Origin of the sequence: Pseudomonas sp. GL-RE-29 (assembly GCF_019947275.1) — a bacterium.
Taxonomy (GTDB): domain Bacteria; phylum Pseudomonadota; class Gammaproteobacteria; order Pseudomonadales; family Pseudomonadaceae; genus Aquipseudomonas; species Aquipseudomonas fluorescens_A.
Map to the genome: position 1 here is coordinate 62,207 of NZ_JAGYGD010000005.1, position 18,837 is coordinate 81,043.

Here is an 18,837-nt window from a genome sequence, read left to right on the forward strand (position 1 = left end):
TTATATTTCAACAACATACGTTTATGGCACAGAACTCGCTATAGGGTTTCCTTACCCAAGCTTCATCACAAAAATAACAATCCAGGAGACACACCATGAGTGTGATCATCGCTTTGGCAGCCCTCGCGCTGCTGATGCTGGCTGCTTACCGTGGCTATAGCGTTATCCTTTTTGCCCCCATTGCCGCCCTCGGCGCCGTGCTGCTCACCGATCCTTCGGCCGTTGCGCCCGCCTTCACCGGCGTGTTCATGGAGAAAATGGTCGGCTTCATCAAACTGTATTTCCCGGTGTTCCTGCTCGGTGCGGTGTTCGGCAAGCTGATCGAATTGTCGGGTTTCTCGCGCTCCATCGTCGCTGCGGCCATTCGCCTGTTGGGCACCCGCCAGGCAATGCTGGTGATCGTGCTGGTTTGCGCCCTGCTCACCTACGGCGGCGTTTCGTTGTTTGTGGTGGTGTTCGCGGTCTATCCGTTTGCCGCTGAAATGTTCCGCCAGAGCAATATCCCCAAGCGTTTGATTCCAGCAACCATCGCACTCGGCGCGTTCTCGTTCACCATGGACGCCCTGCCCGGCACCCCGCAGATCCAGAACATCATCCCCAGCACCTTCTTCAACACCACGGCCTGGGCCGCGCCATGGCTGGGTCTGATCGGCTCGATCTTCGTGGTCTGTGCCGGCATGCTGTTTCTCCAGCGCCAGCGCAACAAGGCTCAGCTTCGCGGTGAAGGCTATGGCACCGAGCTGCGCAACGAGCCGGAAACCGCTGCCGACATCAAACTCCCCAATCCGTGGATCGCACTGTCGCCGCTGTTGGCCGTCGGCATCATGAACCTGTTGTTTACCCAGTGGATTCCGCAGTGGTACGGCAAGACCCACAGCCTCGCGTTGCCGGGCATGGCTGCGCCGGTGACCACCGAAATCGCCAAGCTCACCGCGATCTGGGCAGTTCAGGCGGCGTTGCTGGTCGGCATCATCATGGTGCTGGCGTTCGGCTTCCAGGCGATTCGCGGCAAGTTGGCCGAAGGCAGCAGAAGTGCGGTCAGCGGTTCATTGCTGGCAGCGATGAACACCGCGTCGGAATACGGTTTCGGTGCGGTGATTGCGTCGTTGCCGGGCTTTCTGGTTCTGGCCGACTGGCTCAAAAGCATCCCTAACCCGCTGGTCAACGAAGCGATCACCGTAACCCTGCTGGCGGGCATCACAGGTTCGGCGTCCGGCGGCATGAGTATTGCGCTGGCGGCCATGGCCAATGACTTCATCGCAGCGGCCCACGCCGCCAACATCCCGTTGGAAGTGCTGCACCGTGTGGCCGCGATGGCCAGTGGCGGCATGGACACACTGCCGCACAACGGGGCGGTAATTACCTTGCTGGCGGTCACCGGCCTGACTCACCGCGAGGCTTACAAAGACATTTTCTGTATTACGCTGATCAAGACCCTGGCGGTTTTTGTGGTGATCGGTACTTTCTACGCCACTGGCATTGTGTGAGGTATTCATGACGACTCTTTCGGGCAAGACCGCACTGGTCACCGGTTCCACCAGTGGTATCGGCCTGGGCATCGCCCTCAGCCTGGCCAAGGCCGGGGCCAATCTGATCCTCAATGGTTTCGGCGATGCGTCCAAAGTGATTGCCGAAGTCGAGCAATTCGGCGGCAAGGTCGGCCATCACCCGGCCGACGTCAGCGATCCGGCGCAGATCGCCGACATGATCGCCTACGCCGAGCGTGAGTTCGGTGGTGTCGACATTCTGATCAACAACGCCGGCATCCAGCACGTGGCACCGGTGGACGAGTTTCCGGTGGAACGCTGGGATTCGATCATCGCCATCAATTTGTCGTCGGTGTTTCACGGCACCCGCTTGAGCCTGCCGGGCATGCGCGCCAAGGGCTGGGGCCGGGTGATCAATATTGCTTCGGTGCATGGTTTGGTTGGTTCGGTGGGCAAAGCGGCTTATGTCGCGGCCAAGCACGGGGTGATTGGCTTGACCAAAGTGGTCGCCCTGGAAACCGCTACCACCAACGTCACTTGCAATGCGATTTGCCCAGGTTGGGTGCTGACGCCGTTGGTGCAAAAGCAGATCGACGATCGCGCCGCCACCGGCATTGATCCGCAGCAGGCGCAGCATGATTTGCTGGCCGAGAAGCAGCCGTCGCTGGAGTTCGTGACACCGCCGCAATTAGGTGAACTGGTGCTGTTCCTGTGCAGCGAAGCCGGTAGCCAGGTGCGTGGCGCGGCGTGGAATATTGATGGCGGGTGGCTGGCGCAGTAATTCACCGCGTTCCCTGTGGCGAGGGAGCTTGCTCCCGCTGGGTGGCGAAGCCGCCCCAAGAGGTTCCCAGCCACAACCCGCTGCCTGCATTTGCGACTGCTGCCAGCCGAGCGGGAGCAAGCTCCGTCGCCACAACAGCGTGCTCGACCATAGCCTTGTGTCTACAAAAGAACAAAGAGGCAGACCATGTCCGACATCCTTTGGCAACCCACCGCCGAGCGAATCAGCAAAACCCGCATGGAGGCCTTTCGGCGCTTCATCAATCAGCGTCACCACCTGACTATCGACGACTACCCCGCCCTGCATCAATGGTCCATCGACCAGCGTCCGGACTTCTGGCAGGCCATCGTCGATTTCTTTGACATTCGCTTTCATCAGCAACCTGACGCGGTGCTGGTGGAAGGCCCGCAGATGCCAAGCGCCCAGTGGTTTCCAGGCGCGACCCTGAACTTCGCGGAACACCTGCTAAGCCGACGCGACGATGCCGTGGCGGTAATCGCCGTGAGCGAAAACGGTCAGCGCGAACAGCTGACCTGGGCCGAACTGGCCGAGCATATCGCCGGTTTTCAGAACGGCTTGATTGCCGCCGGTGTCGGACTCGGCGACCGCGTGGCCGCATGCATGCCCAACACTTGGCAGACCCTGGTGGCGATGCTGGCGACCACCAGCCTTGGGGCGATCTGGTCCTGTTCTTCGCCGGACTTCGGCACCCAAGGCGTGATCGACCGTTTCGGCCAGATCGAACCGAAAGTGCTGATCACCTGCGCCGGCTACCGTTATGCCGGTAAGGAAATCGACCAAACGATCAAGGTTAACGAAATTCTCGAACGCCTGCCTTCGTTGCAACAGCTGGTCATCGTGCCGTACGCACGGCCCGAAACGCACATCGAAAACTTCCACACCCAGGCCAACGTCACGCTGTGGGACGACTTTTATGTCCCCGGCGGCGAGCCGGATTTCGTCCCGGTGCCGTTCGCCCATCCGCTGTACATCCTCTATTCCAGCGGCACCACCGGCGTGCCCAAATGCATCATCCACAGCACCGGCGGTACGCTGTTGCAACACGTCAAGGAACACGGCTTGCATTCGGACCTCGGCCCCGGCGAGCGTCTGTTTTACTACACCACGTGCGGCTGGATGATGTGGAACTGGCTGGTCTCGGCCCTCGCGGTGGGCAGTGCGGTGGTGCTGTACGACGGTTCGCCGTTCCAACCCGATCCGGAGCGCTTGATCGACCTGATCGACGACGAGCGCATCAGCGTGTTCGGCACCAGCCCCAAGTACCTCGCCACGCTTGAAAGCAGCGGCGTGAAACCCAAGCAAAGTCACGACTTGAGCAGCCTGAAAACCTTGCTCTGCACCGGTTCCGCGCTATCGCCGCAAAGTTACGATTACGTTTATCGCGACCTCAAGGCTGATGTGTGCCTGGCCTCGATGTCCGGCGGCACCGATATCGTCTCCTGCTTCGTCAACGGCAACCCTATGTCGCCAGTACGTCGCGGTGAAAACATGGGCAAGAGCCTGGGCATGGCCGTCGAAGTGTGGAACGACGCGGGTCAACCGGTGATGGGTGAAAAAGGCGAATTGGTGTGCGCCCGGCACTTCCCGGCGATGCCCATTGGCCTGTGGAACGACCCTGACGGCGACAAGCTGCGGGCCTCGTATTTCAGCCAGTTTCCCGGCGTCTGGGCGCAAGGGGATTACGCCGAACAGTTGCCCCACGGCGGGATGATGATCCACGGTCGCTCTGATGCAGTGCTCAATCCCGGCGGCGTGCGCATCGGCACGGCGGAAATCTATCGTCAGGTGGAAAAAGTCCCGCAGGTGCTCGACAGCGTCGCCATCGGCCAGCAGTGGCTGGACGACGTTCGAGTGGTGCTGTTCGTGCGCTTGCGCGATGGCGTTGAACTGGATGAAGCGCTGCAACAGCAGATTCGCCAGGTCATCCGCGCCAACACCACGCCGCGCCATGTGCCGGCGAAGATCGTCCCGGTCACCGACATTCCCCGGACCATCAGCGGCAAAGTCGTCGAATTGGCGGTGCGCAATGTGGTACACGGGCAGAAGGTGAAAAATACTGATGCGCTGGCCAACCCAGAAGCGCTTGAGCAATTCCGCGACCGCCCCGAACTCAAGACTTGAAATACCCCCCCTGTAGGAGCTGCCGCAGGCTGCGATCTTTTGATCTTGCTTCTTAAAATCAACGTCAAAAGATCGCAGCCTTCGGCAGCTCCTACAGGGTTACGCTCCCCCCAGCATCACTCTCATACCTGTGGCGAGGGAGCTTGCTCCCGCTGGGCTGCGAAGCGGCCCCAAAAGATCGCAGCCTGCGGCAGCTTCTACAGGGGGTTTTGTGTCAATCCATCAGTCCCCATTCACCGGGCGATGCCTCGGTATGCAACTTCAGGCGCAAGCGCAAGTTGTTGACCGAATCCGCATGCTTCAGCGCTTCTTGCTCATCAATCGCCCCTTCCAGCACCAGCGCATACAACGCAGCATCAAACGTCTGCATCCCCAGCGCCGCCGACTTTTCCATCACCCCTTTGAGCTCGGAAAACTCGTTACGCCGGATCAGATCGCCAATGGTCGGCGTCCCCAACATCACCTCCACCGCCACCCGCCGTTGACCATCACGGGTGCGTACCAATCGCTGTGAAACGAAGGCCTTGAGGTTGTTGCCCAGATCATTGAGCAGTTGCCCCCGGCGCTCTTCGGGGAAAAAGTTGATAATGCGATCCAGCGCCTGATTGGCGTTATGGGCGTGCAGCGTGGAGATCACCAGATGCCCGGAATCGGCAAAAGCCAGTGCGTGCTCCATGGTTTCGCGGTCGCGGATTTCGCCGATCAGCACCACATCCGGCGCCTGGCGCAGGGTGTTTTTCAACGCTGCATGAAAACTGCGGGTATCGACGCCGACCTCGCACTGATTGATGATCGATTTTTTGTGCCGGTGGATGTACTCGATCGGGTCCTCAATGGTGACGATGTGCCCATGGCTTTGGCGATTGCGATAATCGATCAACGCCGCCAAAGAGGTCGACTTGCCCGAATCGGTGGCACCGACGAACAGCATCAGGCCTTGCCTTAACATCACCGTTTCAAGCAGTACTGAGGGCAACTTGAGGTCTTCGAAGCGTGGAATGTCGAGTTTGACGTTGCGCACCACCATCGACACATCGTTACGCTGTTTGAAAATATTGACCCGAAAACGGCCGATGCCCGGCAGAGAGATCGCCAGGTTCATCTCCAGTTCCCGATCGAACTCCAGCCGCTGTTCGGCGTCCATGATGGACGCGGCCATCGCCGCAATTTGCCCCGGTTCGAACGGCCGGTCGGTCAAGGGTGTGAGAACGCCGTCGAACCGCGCGCTGGGTGGCGCACCCGTAGACAGATACAAATCGGAGCCATCCTGGCTGGCCAGGCGTCTTAACAACGCATCGATTTCCATGGCAAAAAACACCTGCGAAGCATTCAATGAGAAAATGACCCGAAGCGGGTCATCCAGCGTCTACCGCTCAGCAAGCATAGTTGACGCCGTCACACCGACTTAAGTGCAGGACACCTTGATGAACGCATCACCGACCGGCAGCGATGCCCAGGCCTTGATAGCCAGACTGGACTGGGCGAGCAGTCCGCTGGGCGCTGCCAGTCACTGGCCGCAGAGCCTGCGCACGGCCGTGGACATCGTGATTCATTCGCCGATGCCCATGTTGTTGCTGTGGGGGCCAGAGCTGACGCAGATCTACAACGACGGCTTCGCCTTGCTGGCCGGCAACAAGCATCCGCATGCTTTCGGACAGCCAACGCACCTGATTTGGCCTGAGTTAAAAGACTTTACCGACCCGATTTACAGCGCCGTCCTACAAGGCCAGGTGCGAACCTACAGCGAACAGCGCTTCAGCCTGCAACGGGATGGTGAGGATTCCGACTTCTGGCTCGACCTTACCTACAGCCCCATCCGCGACGAAAACGCCGAAGTCGCCGGGATTCTGGTCACCGCCATCGAAACCAACGAGCGCCGGCGCATCGCCCTCGAACTGGAACAGCGCTCCGCCGCCAGCCTCAAGGCCCAGCAAGAAACCGAAGAACGCCTGCAACTGGCGCTCGCGGCCACCGACGCGGTCGGCACCTGGGACTGGGACATCAGTGAAGACCGCTTCATCGCCGACGCTCATTTCGCCCAATTGCACGGCGTCGAACCAACCCTCTCCGGCCAGTTGCCGATCAGCGAATACCTGCACGGCGTCCACCCCGAAGACCGCACCCTGATCGCCCGCAGCATCAAGCACTGCATCACTCACGGCACCGAATACGCCGAGGAATATCGCCTGCTGCAACCCGATGGCCAATTGCGCTGGGTGTTTGCCCGAGGCCGTTGCTACAAGGATCACCATGGCCGGCCGATCCGCTTCCTCGGCGCCGCCCTCGACCTGACCGATCGCAAAAACACCGAACAGGCCCTGCGCCAGAGCCAGACCGAGCTGCAACTGATCATCAACGCCATGCCGATCCTGATCAGCTACGTCGACCGCGAGGAACGCTTTCGCCTGAACAACGCCGCGTATCTGGACTGGTACGGCCTGACGCCCCAGGAACTGTTTGGCCGGACAATTCGCGAGGTGCTGGGCGACGAGGCCTACGCCCTGCGCGCCGAGTACATCGCCGAAGCGCTGTCCGGCAAAACCTGCTGCTTCAGCATCAGCACCCCGCACCGTGATGGCAGCCTCCGTCAGGCATTGATGAACTACCTGCCACGCCACGGTGCAGACGGTGCAGTAAACGGTTTCTACATTTTCGTGATCGATGAAACCGAGCGCAAACAGACCGAAGAAGCCCTGCGCAACCTCAACGAAACCCTTGAAGAACGCGTGAGCGCCCGCACCCGACAGCTGGCCGAGGCCAACGAAAAGTTGCTCAGCGAGATGTTCGAGCGTGAACGCGCCGAAGAGGCCTTGCGGCATGCGCAGAAGATGGAAGCGGTCGGCCAGCTCACCGGCGGCATCGCCCATGACTTCAACAATATGCTCACCGGGATCATCGGCAGTCTGGACCTGATGCAGCGCTATATTGCCGACGGCCGCGCCGCCGAAATCGCCCGGTTCACCGAAGCGGCAGTGTCCTCGGCCAACCGGGCTGCCGCCCTCACCCATCGCCTGTTGGCGTTCTCCAGGCGTCAATCGCTGGATCGCAAACCGCTGAACGCCAACGACTTGATCCACTCCCTGGAAGACTTGCTCAGCCGCACCAAGGGCGACCACATCGAACTCAAGCTGCAACTGACCGAAGACATCTGGCTGGTCAGTACCGACGTCAGTCAGTTGGAAAACGCCCTGCTCAACCTGGTGATCAACGCCCGGGACGCTATGCCCGATGGCGGCCAGTTGTGCATCGAGACCGCGAACGTGTACCTGGACGGCAGTGATATCACCACCCTGGAACCGGTCAAGGCTGGCGATTACCTGATGATCGCCGTCAGCGACAACGGCACCGGCATGACGCCCAAGGTATTGGCCAAAGCGTTTGATCCGTTCTTCACCACCAAACCCATCGGCCAGGGTACCGGGCTCGGGTTGTCGATGATCTACGGCTTTGCCCAGCAATCCGGCGGCCACGTGACCCTGTTCAGCATGCCCGGCCAGGGCACCAGCGTGCGTTTGTACCTGCCGCGGCTGTACGGATTGGAATTGGAAGATGTGCTGTCGCCCGTGATCAGTGAGGCACCGTCGGCGATTGCCGGCGAAACCGTCGTGCTGGTGGAAGACGATCCAGCGGTGCGCATGCTGGTGTTCGATCTGCTCAAGGAGCTGGGTTATCACGCCTATGAAGCCGAAGATGCGAAGGCCGCCCTGCCGTTGCTCGAATCCGATTTGCGCGTTGACCTGCTGGTCACCGATGTCGGGCTGCCGGGCATGAATGGTCGGCAACTGGCAGAGATTGCCCGGCAGCATCGCCCTGAACTGAAAGTGCTGTTCATGACCGGTTATGCGGAAAAAGCTGCCGAACGTCAGGGCTTTCTCGAAGATGGCATGGACATGGTGGCCAAACCGTTTTCCATTGATCTGTTGGCCAACAAGATTCGCACGATGATCGGCCAACCCGAGTGAGTTAAGGCATAATCGCGCGCCCCGCTGTCACCACCGTTGCAAGGTAATTACTCCATGAAAGCTCAAGCCCGCCATATCCTGGTGAAAACCTCGGAAGAAGCCGAGCAGCTCAAACAACGCATCGCCAAGGGTGAAGCGTTTGATGTGCTGGCCAAGAAGTATTCCACCTGCCCGTCCGGCAAGCGTGGCGGCGACTTGGGTGAAGTGCGGCCGGGGCAGATGGTCGGCGCAATCGATGCGGTGATTTTCAAGAAACCGCTGCGGGTGGTGCATGGGCCGATCAAGAGCAAGTTCGGGTATCACCTGGTGCAGGTGTTTTACCGGGACTGATGGGTTGGCTTTCGGTCACCATCGCTGGCAAGCCAGCTCCCACAAAGATTTGTGAACGGCCACATATTTCAGCCACACCCAAAAACCTGTGGGAGCTGGCTTGCCGGCGATCCGATGGCGCAGCCAGCGGCCATACCCCTTTTACTTGGGAATCAACGCCCCAGGCACCTGAATCACCCGACTCGCCAACTGATGCCCCGCCTGCGCCGCCTCGATCGGGCTGCCGCCCTGGAGTCGTGAAGCCAGATACGCCGCACTGAACGAATCCCCCGCCGCCGTGGTGTCTATTACTCGCTCAACCTTCTGCGCCGGCACTTCAAACGACTCGCCCGCACAACGGATCAGACACGCCTCGGCGCCACGCTTGAGCACCACTTCAGGCGTGCCGATTTGCTCGTAGGCAGCAAATACCGCCGCGCCATCCGAGAAATGAAACAGCGCCTGTTCGTCATCGACGGTCAGCAGTGCCAAGTCAACATAAGGCAGTACGCTGCGATAGGCCGCCCGCGCCTCCTCCACCGAAGCCCACAGCCGAGGCCGGTAGTTGTTGTCGAAGACGATCCGCGCATCGCGTTGTCGGGCTTCGATCAAGGTTTCCAGCAATTTTTCCCGGCCGTGCACGCCCAGTACCGCCAGGGTGATGCCGCTGAAATACAACACGTCGTAATCCGGCAATGCGGCCAGGATCGGCGCGGCGGACGCAGTGGTGAAGCAATCGCGGACCGCCGCTTCATTGCGCCAGTAGAGGAAGCGGCGTTCGCCGGCGGCGTCGGTCTGGATGCAATACAAACCCGGCAAACGACCGGGTAAACGCTGGACCATGCCCAGGCCGATGTTTTCCGCGGCCCAGCTCTGGCACATGGCATCGCTGAAACTGTCGTCGCCCAGAGCGGTGACGTAATCCACGATGCCGGCGGCGCCGAGTTCGCGGGACAGGTAGACCGCGGTGTTCAGGGTGTCGCCGCCGAAACTCTGTTGCAGGCTGCCGTCGGCGCGGTGTTGCAGCTCGATCATGCACTCGCCGATCAGGGCGATGCGCGGGGTGTTGGGGCCCAGGGTGCTGATGGTGTTCATGTTGTGGGTCTCTGGCATTTCGCTGTCGTCTTCTCGGGCCTCATCGCTGGCAAGCCAGCTCCCACAGGGATTTTTGAACACTGGAATCCTTGTGGGAGCTGGCTTGCCAGCGATGGGCTCAACGCGGTCTCAACCTTAGAAACAGGTTTCCATGGTTTCGATGACGTTCAACTGCTCATCCACCAGACACCCCGTGCGCCACTTGTCGAACGTCAGGCACGGGTGCGAAGTACCGAACGAAATGATATCGCCCACGCGCAATTCAACCCCCGGCGCCACGGTCATGAACGCATGCTGGTCCATCACCGCCGTCACCTTGCAGGCGCTCACGTCGTCGCCCTTGGCCGGCACAAAACCTGCCTTGTAACGCAGCAGCGGCACCGGCAGACCGGCGTCGTAGGCCACATCGCGTTTACCCAGGGCAATCACCGCGAAACCCGGTTCCGGCATCGACTGCACGTGCGCCCAGACTTCCAGCGCCGGACGCAATCCTTCGTGCAAATCGCTGCGACGGTCGAGCACGCAACACTGCGCTTCCTTGTAGATGCCATGGTCGTGGGCCACATAACTGCCGGGACGCAGCACACTGAGGAAACGACCGGCGGCGTTCTGCGCTTCAAACTCTTCGGCAATCAAGTCGTACCAGGCCGAACCCGAGGCCGTGATGATCGGCTTGGGAATCGCGAACGCGCCGCTGTCCTGCAACTGCACCGCCAGGCGAACCAAAGAACCGGCGAACGCGCGGATACCGCTCACCGCGTGATCGCCGTGGATCACGCCTTCATAGCCTTCGATGCCGGTCAGGGCCAGCGCCGGTTGCGCGGCGATGGCCTTGGCCAGGTCGAGCACTTCCTGCTCGCTGCGGCAACCGCAACGACCGCCGACCACGCCGTACTCGATCATCACGTTCAAGCGCACGCCACGGGACGCAAAATAAGCGCCGAGGTCGGCCACGTTGTCCGGATGATCGACCATGCAATGGAAATCGAACGTCGGGTCGGCCAGCAGGTCGGCGATCAGCGCCATGTTCGGTGTACCGACCAGTTGGTTGGCCATCAACACCCGGCGCACGCCATGGGCATACGCAGCACGGGTTTGCGTGGCGCTGGCCAGGGTAATGCCCCAGGCGCCGGCGTCCAGTTGCCGACGAAACAGCGCCGGAGTCATGCTGGTCTTGCCGTGCGGCGCGAGTTCGGCGCCGCTGTTGCTGACGAATGCCTGCATCCAGCGAATGTTGTGCTCCAGCGCTTCGCGATGCAGCACCAGCGCGGGCAAGCTGACGTCCCGGACAAGGCTGGCGCCAGTCTGGGCAAAACCCTTGTCCACGGCAGCCGTGTTTTCGGCAGTAGTCATGGTCGAACTCCTCACGTTCGCGGCCGCAAGCAGCCGCTGTTATTCGTTGATGCGACGGGCCAGGCTGTTTGCGCTTTCGATCAGCACCCGGCGGTAGTCGTTGTAATTGTTTTTGGCATCGGCCCGGGGGGCGACGATGCACAGGGTCGCGATGGCCACGCCGTTCGGATCTTTGACCGGGGCGGCGAAGCAATGGGTAAAGGTGTCGGCGACGCTATCGAAAGAGAAGAAGCCATCGATACCGGCCTGACGGATTTCCTCGAGAAACTGTTCCAGCGGCAGGCGTTCACCGTTGGGCAGGATGAAGTCGTCGTGGTCGATCAGGTCGATGATCGCCTGGTCACTCAAGTGCGCCAGCAGCAGGCGCCCGGAGGCGGTCCAGGGAATCGGCGCGTTCTCGCCGATGTCCGAGGAAATGCGGAAATGCCGCTCGCCCTCCTTCATCAACGCCACGGTGTATTTGCGCCCGTTGAGCAGGCACATCTGCGCGGTTTCACGGGTTTGGCTGACGATTTCCTGCAAGGCGTGATCGGCCTCGCGGGTCAGGTCGAAATGACGCAAGTGCGCCTGCCCGAGGAAGTACAGCTGACGGCCGAGGTAAACGTGACCGTCCTTGCCAACCGGCTCCAGAATCCGCCGCTCCAGCAACGAGGCCACCAGCTCGTAGACCGTGGACTTCGGGCTGCCGATACCGCTGGCGATGTCGTTCGGGCGCAGGGGCTGACCGATCTCCTTGAGGAAATCGAGGATATCGAACGCCCGGTCCAGACCGCGTGCCCGGCGCTTGATGGTGTCTTCGGTCATGTCAGTGATTTCCATACAAATTCACCGGGGAATTTAACCAGAGTGCTGTGGCGACCGTCAGGACGCCATCGCTGGCAAGCCTGCTCCCACAGGTTCCGTGTGCTGCAACAAATTGCAGGCAGACTATCAATCCCTGTGGGAGCTGGCTTGCCAGCGATGGGCGCACCTCGGTTCAGGCCTTTTTCTTGTACGCGATGCAGTCGATCTCGACCTTGCAGTCGACCATCATGTTCGCCTGCACGCAGGCGCGAGCCGGGGCGTGTTCGGGTTTGAAGTACTCGGAGAAGACCTTGTTGAAACTGGTGAAATCCCGCGGATCCTCCAGCCACACGCCAGCACGCACCACATCTTCCAGGCCATAACCGGCCTCTTGGAGAATCGCGATCAGGTTCTTCATGGTCTGGTGGGTCTGCTCGACAATGCCGCCCGTAATGATCTCGCCGTCCACCGCCGGCACCTGCCCGGAAACGTGCAACCAGCCATCGGCTTCAACGGCACGGGCGAACGGGCGAGGCGTGCCGCCTGCAGCAGCGCTACCGGTGCCGTAACGAGTAATGCTCATGAGTGTTTTCTCCTGATTGAAAATGGAAGGATCAAGAATGGGTGCTTCTGGAAATCTCTGCCATCCGTGGAAAATGGATGATGCAGATTCCGCTATACCGGAATCAGGTATGTAATAGCGGAATGAATGACGCAAAGTCTGCCACAGGTTGCGAAGGGAATGTGGGGGATATTGAAATTTGTTTTGAATCGGGAGGGTCTACAAAAAGCCAGAGAGAGGCGCTGCGAAGTCTGTGTCGGGTAGAAGCTACAGTTGGCAACGAGGAAGCAACGCCGAAGGGTTGCCCTCCAACCGCTGTTTTTTCACTACGCTTCAGACCGTGGGTCAGTTGATTTTCGACAACCAACGCGCGATCAAGGGTGACGATGTACAAAACCATTGAAGATGAAGTGTTGAAAAAAGCCGCGCCAGCCGAACTGAAGGCTGAATTTATCCAACATGATTTCGAACGCCTGCGCACCTTTTGCCAATTCATCTATGCCGCCAGTATCGCGGTGTGGGTGGTATTCGACCTGATCATCAGTTTCGTCGGCGGCCAACGTTTCACTTGGGTCTCACTGATGTTCATGGGGATTTTTGCGATCTTCGCGATCATCTTGACGTTCATCCGCGATGCCCGGCATTTCCATGTCTTCAATCTGCTGTTCGTCTTCTTTATCGCCCTCGGCGTGCGCCTGCTGATCGATGGCTTGCCCGCCGATTTCCGGCCCGCCTGGCAGGTGCTGGCGGCATCGAGCATGTTGTATGGCGCCTCTGTGCTGCCACTCAGTCGCTGGTCGTTCTATGGTGCGCAGATCGTTACCTGGCTGATGCTCAACCCGTTCTTCCATACCAACGTGGGGTTGTTTGATTTGCAGGGTGTGATGACCTTTTGTTACACGGGATTCTTCTGCGCGCTGACCATTTACAGCTTCCTCACTTTGCGCAAGGCCAAGCTCTACAACTTCATCATGTCCAAATTGCTGCTCGATCAAGCCTACGTCGACACGCTGACCGAGATTCCCAATCGCCGCTCGTTCATGGCTCACGCCAACCAACAGCTGGACGCCACACCGCGTGAGCACGATCACTACCTGGCGATGATCGATATCGACAACTTCAAGAAGGTCAACGACCTGTACGGGCACGACATCGGCGATGAAGTACTCAAACGCATCGCGGCGGACATTAAAACGGTGATGAGCGACTTTGAGTTCGCACGCTTGGGTGGCGAGGAGTTTGCGATCTATCTCGCGGGTGTGCGCCGCGAAGATGTCGAGTCGCTGGCGGGTGAGTTGTGTCGAGTGGTGCGCGAACAACCGACCCGGCACCCGGTGACCATCAGCATCGGCCTGACCCGGGTGCTCGATGGCGATACGCTGAACCAAGCGTTGATCAAGGCTGACAAGGCACTGTATGAGTCAAAACATACGGGGAAGGATCGGTATACCTTTCATGGTTGAGATCGCCATCGCTGGCAAGCCAGCGATGGGGCCCTCGAACCCAGCGCAAAATCACCCGCCCACGCGCGCCAGAAACACCCGCGTCACCCGCCGCTCCTCAACTTTCAAGACGGTCATCCGCCAGCCTTCCCACTCATGACTGTCGCCGATCATCGGCAGCCGATCCAGCAAACTCACCACCAATCCGGCCAGGGTCTGATAGTCGCCGGTAGGTTCCGCCGCAAACCCGGTGCGCTGGCGTACCCGAGCCAGGTTCAAGGCACCGCTGACCACAAACCCGCCTTTTTCCTCGAGCACATCCGGGCCTTCGATTTCGCTGGCATCTGGCAACTCGCCGGCAATCGATTCGAGGATGTCGGTCATGGTCAGCACGCCGACGAAATCACCGAATTCATTGACCACAAACGCGATGTGCGTCGACGCCTTGCGCATCTGCTCCAAGGCATTGAGGATCGAATAACTGTCCAGCAGGTTGATGGTCTGCCGTGCCAGGTGCGCCAGATCAACGTCGTTGCCGGCCAGGTACTCCTTCAACAATTCCTTCTTGTGCACGAACCCCAGCGGTTCATCCACCGCGCCGTCGCGAATCAGCGGCAGACGCGAGTAGGACGAGTGCATCAGTCGCGTACGAATGGTCTCGGCATCATCCGCCAGGTCGATGTGATCGACGTCCGCTCGCACGGTCATCAACGTGCGAATCGGTCGCTCGGCCAGTTGCAATACGCCGCTGATCATCACCCGTTCACGGCGGTCGAACAGTTCTTCGCTCGGCGCCTCGCCGTCATCCAGCATGTCGGCAATCTCTTCGCCGACTTCTTCCACTGCCAACTTGCGCCCGCCCAAAAGACGCATCACCGCGTGCGCAGTACGCTCACGCATCGGCCGCAGACCCTGCATCGAGCGCTTGCGCCGGGCCCGGGCGATCTGGTTGAAGACCTCGATCAGGATCGAAAAGCCGATGGCCGCATACAGGTAGCCCTTGGGAATATGGAAACCCAGGCCTTCGGCGGTCAGCGCAAAGCCGATCATCATCAAGAAGCCCAGACACAGCATGATCACCGTCGGGTGTGCATTGACGAAGCGGGTCAGCGGTTTGCTGGCCACGATCATCAGGCCGATGGAAATGATCACCGCGATCATCATCACCGCCAGTTCATCGACCATGCCCACAGCGGTAATTACCGCATCGAGGGAGAACACCGCGTCCAGCACCACGATCTGCGCCACGATTGGCCAGAACATCGCATACGTGGTGTTAGATGAGCGCTGGCCGACATGGCCTTCGAGCCGTTCGTGCAACTCCATGGTCGCCTTGAACAACAGGAACACACCACCGAAGAGCATGATCAGGTCTCGTCCGGAGAAGCTCTTGTCGAACACCTCGAACAGCGGCTGAGTCAGGGTCACCAGCCAGGAAATACTCGCCAGCAAGCCCAGGCGCATCAGCAACGCCAGGGACAAACCAATGATTCGCGCCCGATCGCGCTGATGCGGCGGCAACTTGTCCGCAAGGATCGCGATAAACACCAGGTTGTCGATGCCCAGCACCAGCTCCAGCACAATCAGCGTCAACAAGCCAAGCCAGGCGGTGGGGTCAGCTAACCATTCCATAAAAACGTCTCGATCTCTTCAGTGAATTCAGAATGCCGGGCACGGCAAGGCGCGGCGCAGAGGCCGTAGATGTGCTAGGAATTTGGCGTTCGGACGTCGGAAGACCGGGTGTTTCGCGTGCGTCAAAGCTACGCGCAGGCGCGTGGAGGAAGGATAACTGGGAGGCTCCGTGAGGGTGTTCATGCAAGTCCTGAAAGGAAAAAAGGACTTGGATCGTACAGGCGATCGCGACAATTCCTACAGTCGGAAATCATTTCAAGATCTGTAGAAGATCAAAAGATCGCACCCCGCACCAGCTCCTACAGGTCTACGCGATCCCCTGCAGGAGCTGCCGCAGGCTGCGATCTTTTGATCCATTCAACATACCGCAACACAGCCGGGGATTTCTCAAAGCGCCGATGAATCAACGCCAGCCACGACGACGCATCGCAATCATTGATCTGGCGATAAATCACATTCGGCAAACTGACATGACCGACCACCGATTCCGGCACCACCGCCACCCCTTGCCCCAGGGAAACCAAAGCGATCACCGCCACCAACCCACCCGGTTGCGCCCCGAGTTTTGGCACGAAACCGCCTTGGGCGGCGACTTGCAAAGTGCCCACGACTTGCTCAGGAAGAATGAAGTTTTCGTTCTGCAAATGCGCCGAATTGATCACTGGCAAACGGTTCAGCCACGAATCCACCGGCAGCGCCAGGACAAAGCCCTCGTCGCTCAGGTGCACACCCTCGACGCCCTCGGGCAACGCCAGCGGGCAGCGGATGTACCCCAAATCGAAGCGCCCCTCGAGGATCATGTTTGGCAGGCTGGCCATGGGGCTTTCCCGCACATTGAGGCTGACATCCGGGTATTGCGCGGCAAAACCCTGCACCTGTTTTTGCAGGAGCCCCGAATACACCGCCGAGGCGACGTAACCCAGTTCGATATGGCCGATGTCACCACGACCGGCGCGCTGCGCATTGCGCTGCGCCGACTCGAATTGCCGCACCGTGGCCTCGGCTTCGATCAGCAGCGCCGCGCCGGCCTCGGTCAGGCTGACGTCCCGCGCCTGGCGCAGAAACAGGCGTGCACCGAGTTCCGCCTCCATGTCCTGGATCTGCCGGGTCAGCGTCGGCGGCGCGATGCCCAATTGCTCGGCCGCGCGTGTGAAGTTGCGGTGGCGAGCGACTGCCAGGAAATAACGAAAATGACGGATGTCCATCGGTGCATTAGCTCAAAGGTAATGAAGTGACGATGTGCGCCTAACAAAGGGACAGCCTGCCAGCGATAAGCTGCACGAAACCTCACAGTAGAGAACCCTGGCCATGTCCGTCAAACCCAAGGTGAGTCCGCGCCTGACCTTGCTCACCGCCTCGGCCGTGTGCTCGCTGATCGTGCTCGATACCAACATCGTCGCCGTTACCTTGCCCAGCATTGCCCGTGACCTCGGGGCGAATTTCGCTGACATCGAATGGGTGGTCAGCGCCTACATGCTGGCCTTCGCCGCGCTGCTGCTGCCCGCAGGCAGCCTGGCCGACCGCTTTGGCCGGCAGAAAACCCTGATCTGGGGACTGGGCATTTTCATCCTCGCCTCCATGGGTTGCGGGGCGGCGCCGAGCGCCTTGTTCCTCGACATCGCCCGGGCCATCAAGGGCGTCGGCGCCGCGCTGTTGTTGACCTCGGCGCTGGCCTCCATCGGCCACACCTTTCACGATGAAGTAGAGCGCGCCAAAGCCTGGGCGTTCTGGGGCGGTTGCATGGGCGTGGCGATGACCGCTGCGCCGACCCTGGGCGGGTTGATTACCGAGTACATCGGCTGGCGCTGGATTTTCTATCTCAACCTGCCCGTGGGCCTGTTCCTGATGTACATGGTCTGGCGCGCGGTGCCGGAATCCCGCGATGCCCAGGCCGCGCGCCTCGATCCGTGGGGCAGCCTCGCCTTCAGCGCCAGCCTGTTGTGCCTGATCTGGGGTTTGATCGAAGCCAACCGCATCGGCTGGAACAACCCCGTGACCTACGCCCGCCTGATCGGCGGCGCCGTGCTGCTGGGGTTGTTCGTGCTGATCGAACGCTTGCAACAGCGGCCGATGATCGACCTGCAACTGTTCAAACACCCGCGCTTCATCGGCGCCCTGCTCGGTATGTTTTCTTACGCCGCGTGCGCCCAAGTGATGATGACCATGCTGCCGTTCTACTTGCAGAACGGCTTGGGCTTCACCGCCATTTCTGCGGGACTGGGCATGCTGCCGTTTGCCGTGACCATGCTGATCTTCCCGCGCATCGGCGCACGCCTGACAGGACGCGTGACGCCGGCGAACATGATGGCTCTCGGGCTGACACTGGTTGGCAGCGGTAATCTGCTCAGCGCCTGGGCGGTCAACAGCGGCGGTTACCTGTCCTTCGCCGTGGCAATTGCAGTCACTGGTGCCGGCGCGGGGTTGCTCAATGGCGATACGCAAAAGAACATCATGGCTTGCGTGCCTCGTGAACGTACCGGCATGGCGTCGGGCATGAGTACGACCATGCGCTTCAGTGCGGTGATGCTGGCCATCGGCGTGTACGGTGCCTTGCTCGCCAGCCACACCGAACAACAGTTGCATGGTGGTCTGTCGAGCCACGGCGTTGCGTTGCTCGAGCAAACACAAGGCATCGCCTCGCGGGTGGTGGCCGGTGACATGAGTGCGGCGCTGAACCTGGTGCCCGAGGCGGCTCGCGCGACGGTCGAACCGTTGGCCCGACAGGCGTTCGTCGCCGGCTTCAGCCTGTTGCTGTGGGTCGCAGGACTGGCCGGGTTGCTCGCGGCGCTGGTGGTGGGCACGCTGATGCGCAATCCGCTTCCCGCTCCGCCGCCAACCTTAGTGTTTGAATGACGCCAACACTCGTTCGGCGTTCGCATCGCAGGCCATGCCTTCAGGCTTCGCCGCGATGTTCTCGATCAAGCCCAGCAACTGCGCCTTGCTTTGCGCCAAGTGCTGTTGCATGGCTTCGATCTGATCAACCTTGCGCTCCAGACTGACGATCAATTCGTCGTGCTTGAACGCGCCCGTCACCGTGTCCGGCAACAAGCGCTTCAACTCCTCAAGGCTGAAACCGGCCTGCTGGGCGCACTGGATGATTTGCAGGGTTTGCAGCACCTGCGGCGGATAACGCCGATAACCGTTGGGCAAGCGCTCGACCTGCGGCAGCAGGCCTTGAGCCTCGTAGAAGCGGATTCGCGACGCCGACAACCCGCTCATTTGCACCAATTTACCTATCTGCATCGCGTCCTCGTTTGCCTGCTTGACATTAAAGTTAACTTTAAGCTTA

At 60.2% G+C, this 18,837-nt stretch carries 15 protein-coding genes; 7 read left to right on the forward strand and 8 right to left on the reverse strand.

From position 1 onward, the window contains the following. Positions 1 to 95 precede the first annotated feature (95 nt). The 3 genes from KGB21_RS06460 (at position 96) to KGB21_RS06470 (ending at position 4,410) form a co-directional block, all read left to right on the forward strand. Complete coding sequence (locus tag KGB21_RS06460) at positions 96 to 1,487, forward strand: GntP family permease (protein ID WP_034147155.1); 1,392 nt, start codon at positions 96 to 98, stop codon at positions 1,485 to 1,487. 7 nt (positions 1,488 to 1,494) lie between these two features. Next, the gene (hbdH, locus tag KGB21_RS06465) at positions 1,495 to 2,268 is read left to right on the forward strand and encodes a 3-hydroxybutyrate dehydrogenase (RefSeq protein WP_223504319.1); all 774 of its coding nucleotides are present in this window, start codon (positions 1,495 to 1,497) and stop codon (positions 2,266 to 2,268) included. A gap of 186 nt (positions 2,269 to 2,454) precedes the next feature. Beyond that, positions 2,455 to 4,410, forward strand: coding sequence for an acetoacetate--CoA ligase (locus KGB21_RS06470; protein WP_223504321.1), 1,956 nt, complete (start codon positions 2,455 to 2,457; stop codon positions 4,408 to 4,410). 214 nt (positions 4,411 to 4,624) lie between these two features. On the opposite strand, the gene KGB21_RS06475 is transcribed toward KGB21_RS06470, so the two are convergent. Then, on the reverse strand, positions 4,625 to 5,716 hold the full coding sequence (locus KGB21_RS06475) for a PilT/PilU family type 4a pilus ATPase (RefSeq protein WP_223504322.1): 1,092 nt from the start codon (positions 5,714 to 5,716) through the stop codon (positions 4,625 to 4,627). Between the two features lie 118 nt (positions 5,717 to 5,834). Between KGB21_RS06475 and KGB21_RS06480 the strand changes: the two genes are divergently transcribed. Together KGB21_RS06480 and KGB21_RS06485 are read left to right on the forward strand one after the other, a co-directional pair. Beyond that, positions 5,835 to 8,372, forward strand: coding sequence for a PAS domain-containing sensor histidine kinase (locus KGB21_RS06480; protein ID WP_223504324.1), 2,538 nt, complete (start codon positions 5,835 to 5,837; stop codon positions 8,370 to 8,372). A 54-nt stretch (positions 8,373 to 8,426) separates the two neighbouring features. After that, positions 8,427 to 8,702 carry a peptidylprolyl isomerase gene (locus tag KGB21_RS06485; RefSeq protein ID WP_007933743.1) on the forward strand — a complete coding sequence of 92 codons (276 nt, stop codon included), beginning with the start codon at positions 8,427 to 8,429 and terminating at the stop codon, positions 8,700 to 8,702. A gap of 141 nt (positions 8,703 to 8,843) precedes the next feature. On the opposite strand, the gene KGB21_RS06490 is transcribed toward KGB21_RS06485, so the two are convergent. From KGB21_RS06490 to KGB21_RS06505, 4 genes are all read right to left on the reverse strand, one after another. Then, positions 8,844 to 9,776 carry a sugar kinase gene (locus tag KGB21_RS06490; RefSeq protein WP_223504326.1) on the reverse strand — a complete coding sequence of 311 codons (933 nt, stop codon included), beginning with the start codon at positions 9,774 to 9,776 and terminating at the stop codon, positions 8,844 to 8,846. A gap of 135 nt (positions 9,777 to 9,911) precedes the next feature. After that, the gene (locus tag KGB21_RS06495; RefSeq protein ID WP_223504328.1) at positions 9,912 to 11,129 is read right to left on the reverse strand and encodes an amino acid deaminase; all 1,218 of its coding nucleotides are present in this window, start codon (positions 11,127 to 11,129) and stop codon (positions 9,912 to 9,914) included. A gap of 39 nt (positions 11,130 to 11,168) precedes the next feature. Next, positions 11,169 to 11,933, reverse strand: a complete 765-nt coding sequence (locus tag KGB21_RS06500) for an IclR family transcriptional regulator (protein ID WP_034147237.1) — start codon at positions 11,931 to 11,933, stop codon at positions 11,169 to 11,171. Between the two features lie 172 nt (positions 11,934 to 12,105). Further along, complete coding sequence (locus KGB21_RS06505) at positions 12,106 to 12,495, reverse strand: RidA family protein (RefSeq protein ID WP_034147161.1); 390 nt, start codon at positions 12,493 to 12,495, stop codon at positions 12,106 to 12,108. Positions 12,496 to 12,860: 365 nt separating this feature from the next. On the opposite strand from KGB21_RS06505, the gene KGB21_RS06510 reads away from it, so the two are divergent. Next, a complete protein-coding gene (locus tag KGB21_RS06510) occupies positions 12,861 to 13,937 on the forward strand; it encodes a sensor domain-containing diguanylate cyclase (RefSeq protein ID WP_034147162.1) in 1,077 nt (358 codons plus the stop codon). A gap of 51 nt (positions 13,938 to 13,988) precedes the next feature. Here the strand turns inward: KGB21_RS06510 and KGB21_RS06515 are convergent, their stop codons facing one another. Both KGB21_RS06515 and KGB21_RS06520 read right to left on the reverse strand, forming a co-directional pair. Continuing rightward, positions 13,989 to 15,548: a TerC family protein gene (locus KGB21_RS06515; protein WP_223504330.1), complete on the reverse strand. Its 1,560-nt coding sequence runs from the start codon at positions 15,546 to 15,548 to the stop codon at positions 13,989 to 13,991. Between the two features lie 299 nt (positions 15,549 to 15,847). Beyond that, positions 15,848 to 16,753, reverse strand: coding sequence for a LysR family transcriptional regulator (locus KGB21_RS06520; RefSeq protein ID WP_223504332.1), 906 nt, complete (start codon positions 16,751 to 16,753; stop codon positions 15,848 to 15,850). A 103-nt stretch (positions 16,754 to 16,856) separates the two neighbouring features. Between KGB21_RS06520 and KGB21_RS06525 the strand changes: the two genes are divergently transcribed. Next, complete coding sequence (locus tag KGB21_RS06525; protein ID WP_223504334.1) at positions 16,857 to 18,401, forward strand: MFS transporter; 1,545 nt, start codon at positions 16,857 to 16,859, stop codon at positions 18,399 to 18,401. Here KGB21_RS06525 and KGB21_RS06530 read toward each other — a convergent pair. Then, entirely contained in the window at positions 18,387 to 18,791 is a 405-nt protein-coding gene (locus KGB21_RS06530) for a MerR family transcriptional regulator (RefSeq protein ID WP_034147166.1), read from the reverse strand. The genes KGB21_RS06525 and KGB21_RS06530 overlap by 15 nt on opposite strands. Between the last annotated feature and the right edge of the window lie 46 nt (positions 18,792 to 18,837).

Bases quoted from the DNA above. Each gene is read 5' to 3' on its own strand.
- KGB21_RS06460 (WP_034147155.1), top strand. From the start codon at position 96: ATGAGTGTGATCATCGCTTTGGCAGCCCTCGCGCTGCTGATGCTGGCT.
- hbdH (WP_223504319.1), top strand. From the start codon at position 1,495: ATGACGACTCTTTCGGGCAAGACCGCACTGGTCACCGGTTCCACCAGT.
- KGB21_RS06470 (WP_223504321.1), top strand. From the start codon at position 2,455: ATGTCCGACATCCTTTGGCAACCCACCGCCGAGCGAATCAGCAAAACC.
- KGB21_RS06475 (WP_223504322.1), bottom strand. From the start codon at position 5,716: ATGGAAATCGATGCGTTGTTAAGACGCCTGGCCAGCCAGGATGGCTCC.
- KGB21_RS06480 (WP_223504324.1), top strand. From the start codon at position 5,835: ATGAACGCATCACCGACCGGCAGCGATGCCCAGGCCTTGATAGCCAGA.
- KGB21_RS06485 (WP_007933743.1), top strand. From the start codon at position 8,427: ATGAAAGCTCAAGCCCGCCATATCCTGGTGAAAACCTCGGAAGAAGCC.
- KGB21_RS06490 (WP_223504326.1), bottom strand. From the start codon at position 9,776: ATGAACACCATCAGCACCCTGGGCCCCAACACCCCGCGCATCGCCCTG.
- KGB21_RS06495 (WP_223504328.1), bottom strand. From the start codon at position 11,129: ATGACTACTGCCGAAAACACGGCTGCCGTGGACAAGGGTTTTGCCCAG.
- KGB21_RS06500 (WP_034147237.1), bottom strand. From the start codon at position 11,933: ATGACCGAAGACACCATCAAGCGCCGGGCACGCGGTCTGGACCGGGCG.
- KGB21_RS06505 (WP_034147161.1), bottom strand. From the start codon at position 12,495: ATGAGCATTACTCGTTACGGCACCGGTAGCGCTGCTGCAGGCGGCACG.
- KGB21_RS06510 (WP_034147162.1), top strand. From the start codon at position 12,861: ATGTACAAAACCATTGAAGATGAAGTGTTGAAAAAAGCCGCGCCAGCC.
- KGB21_RS06515 (WP_223504330.1), bottom strand. From the start codon at position 15,548: ATGGAATGGTTAGCTGACCCCACCGCCTGGCTTGGCTTGTTGACGCTG.
- KGB21_RS06520 (WP_223504332.1), bottom strand. From the start codon at position 16,753: ATGGACATCCGTCATTTTCGTTATTTCCTGGCAGTCGCTCGCCACCGC.
- KGB21_RS06525 (WP_223504334.1), top strand. From the start codon at position 16,857: ATGTCCGTCAAACCCAAGGTGAGTCCGCGCCTGACCTTGCTCACCGCC.
- KGB21_RS06530 (WP_034147166.1), bottom strand. From the start codon at position 18,791: ATGCAGATAGGTAAATTGGTGCAAATGAGCGGGTTGTCGGCGTCGCGA.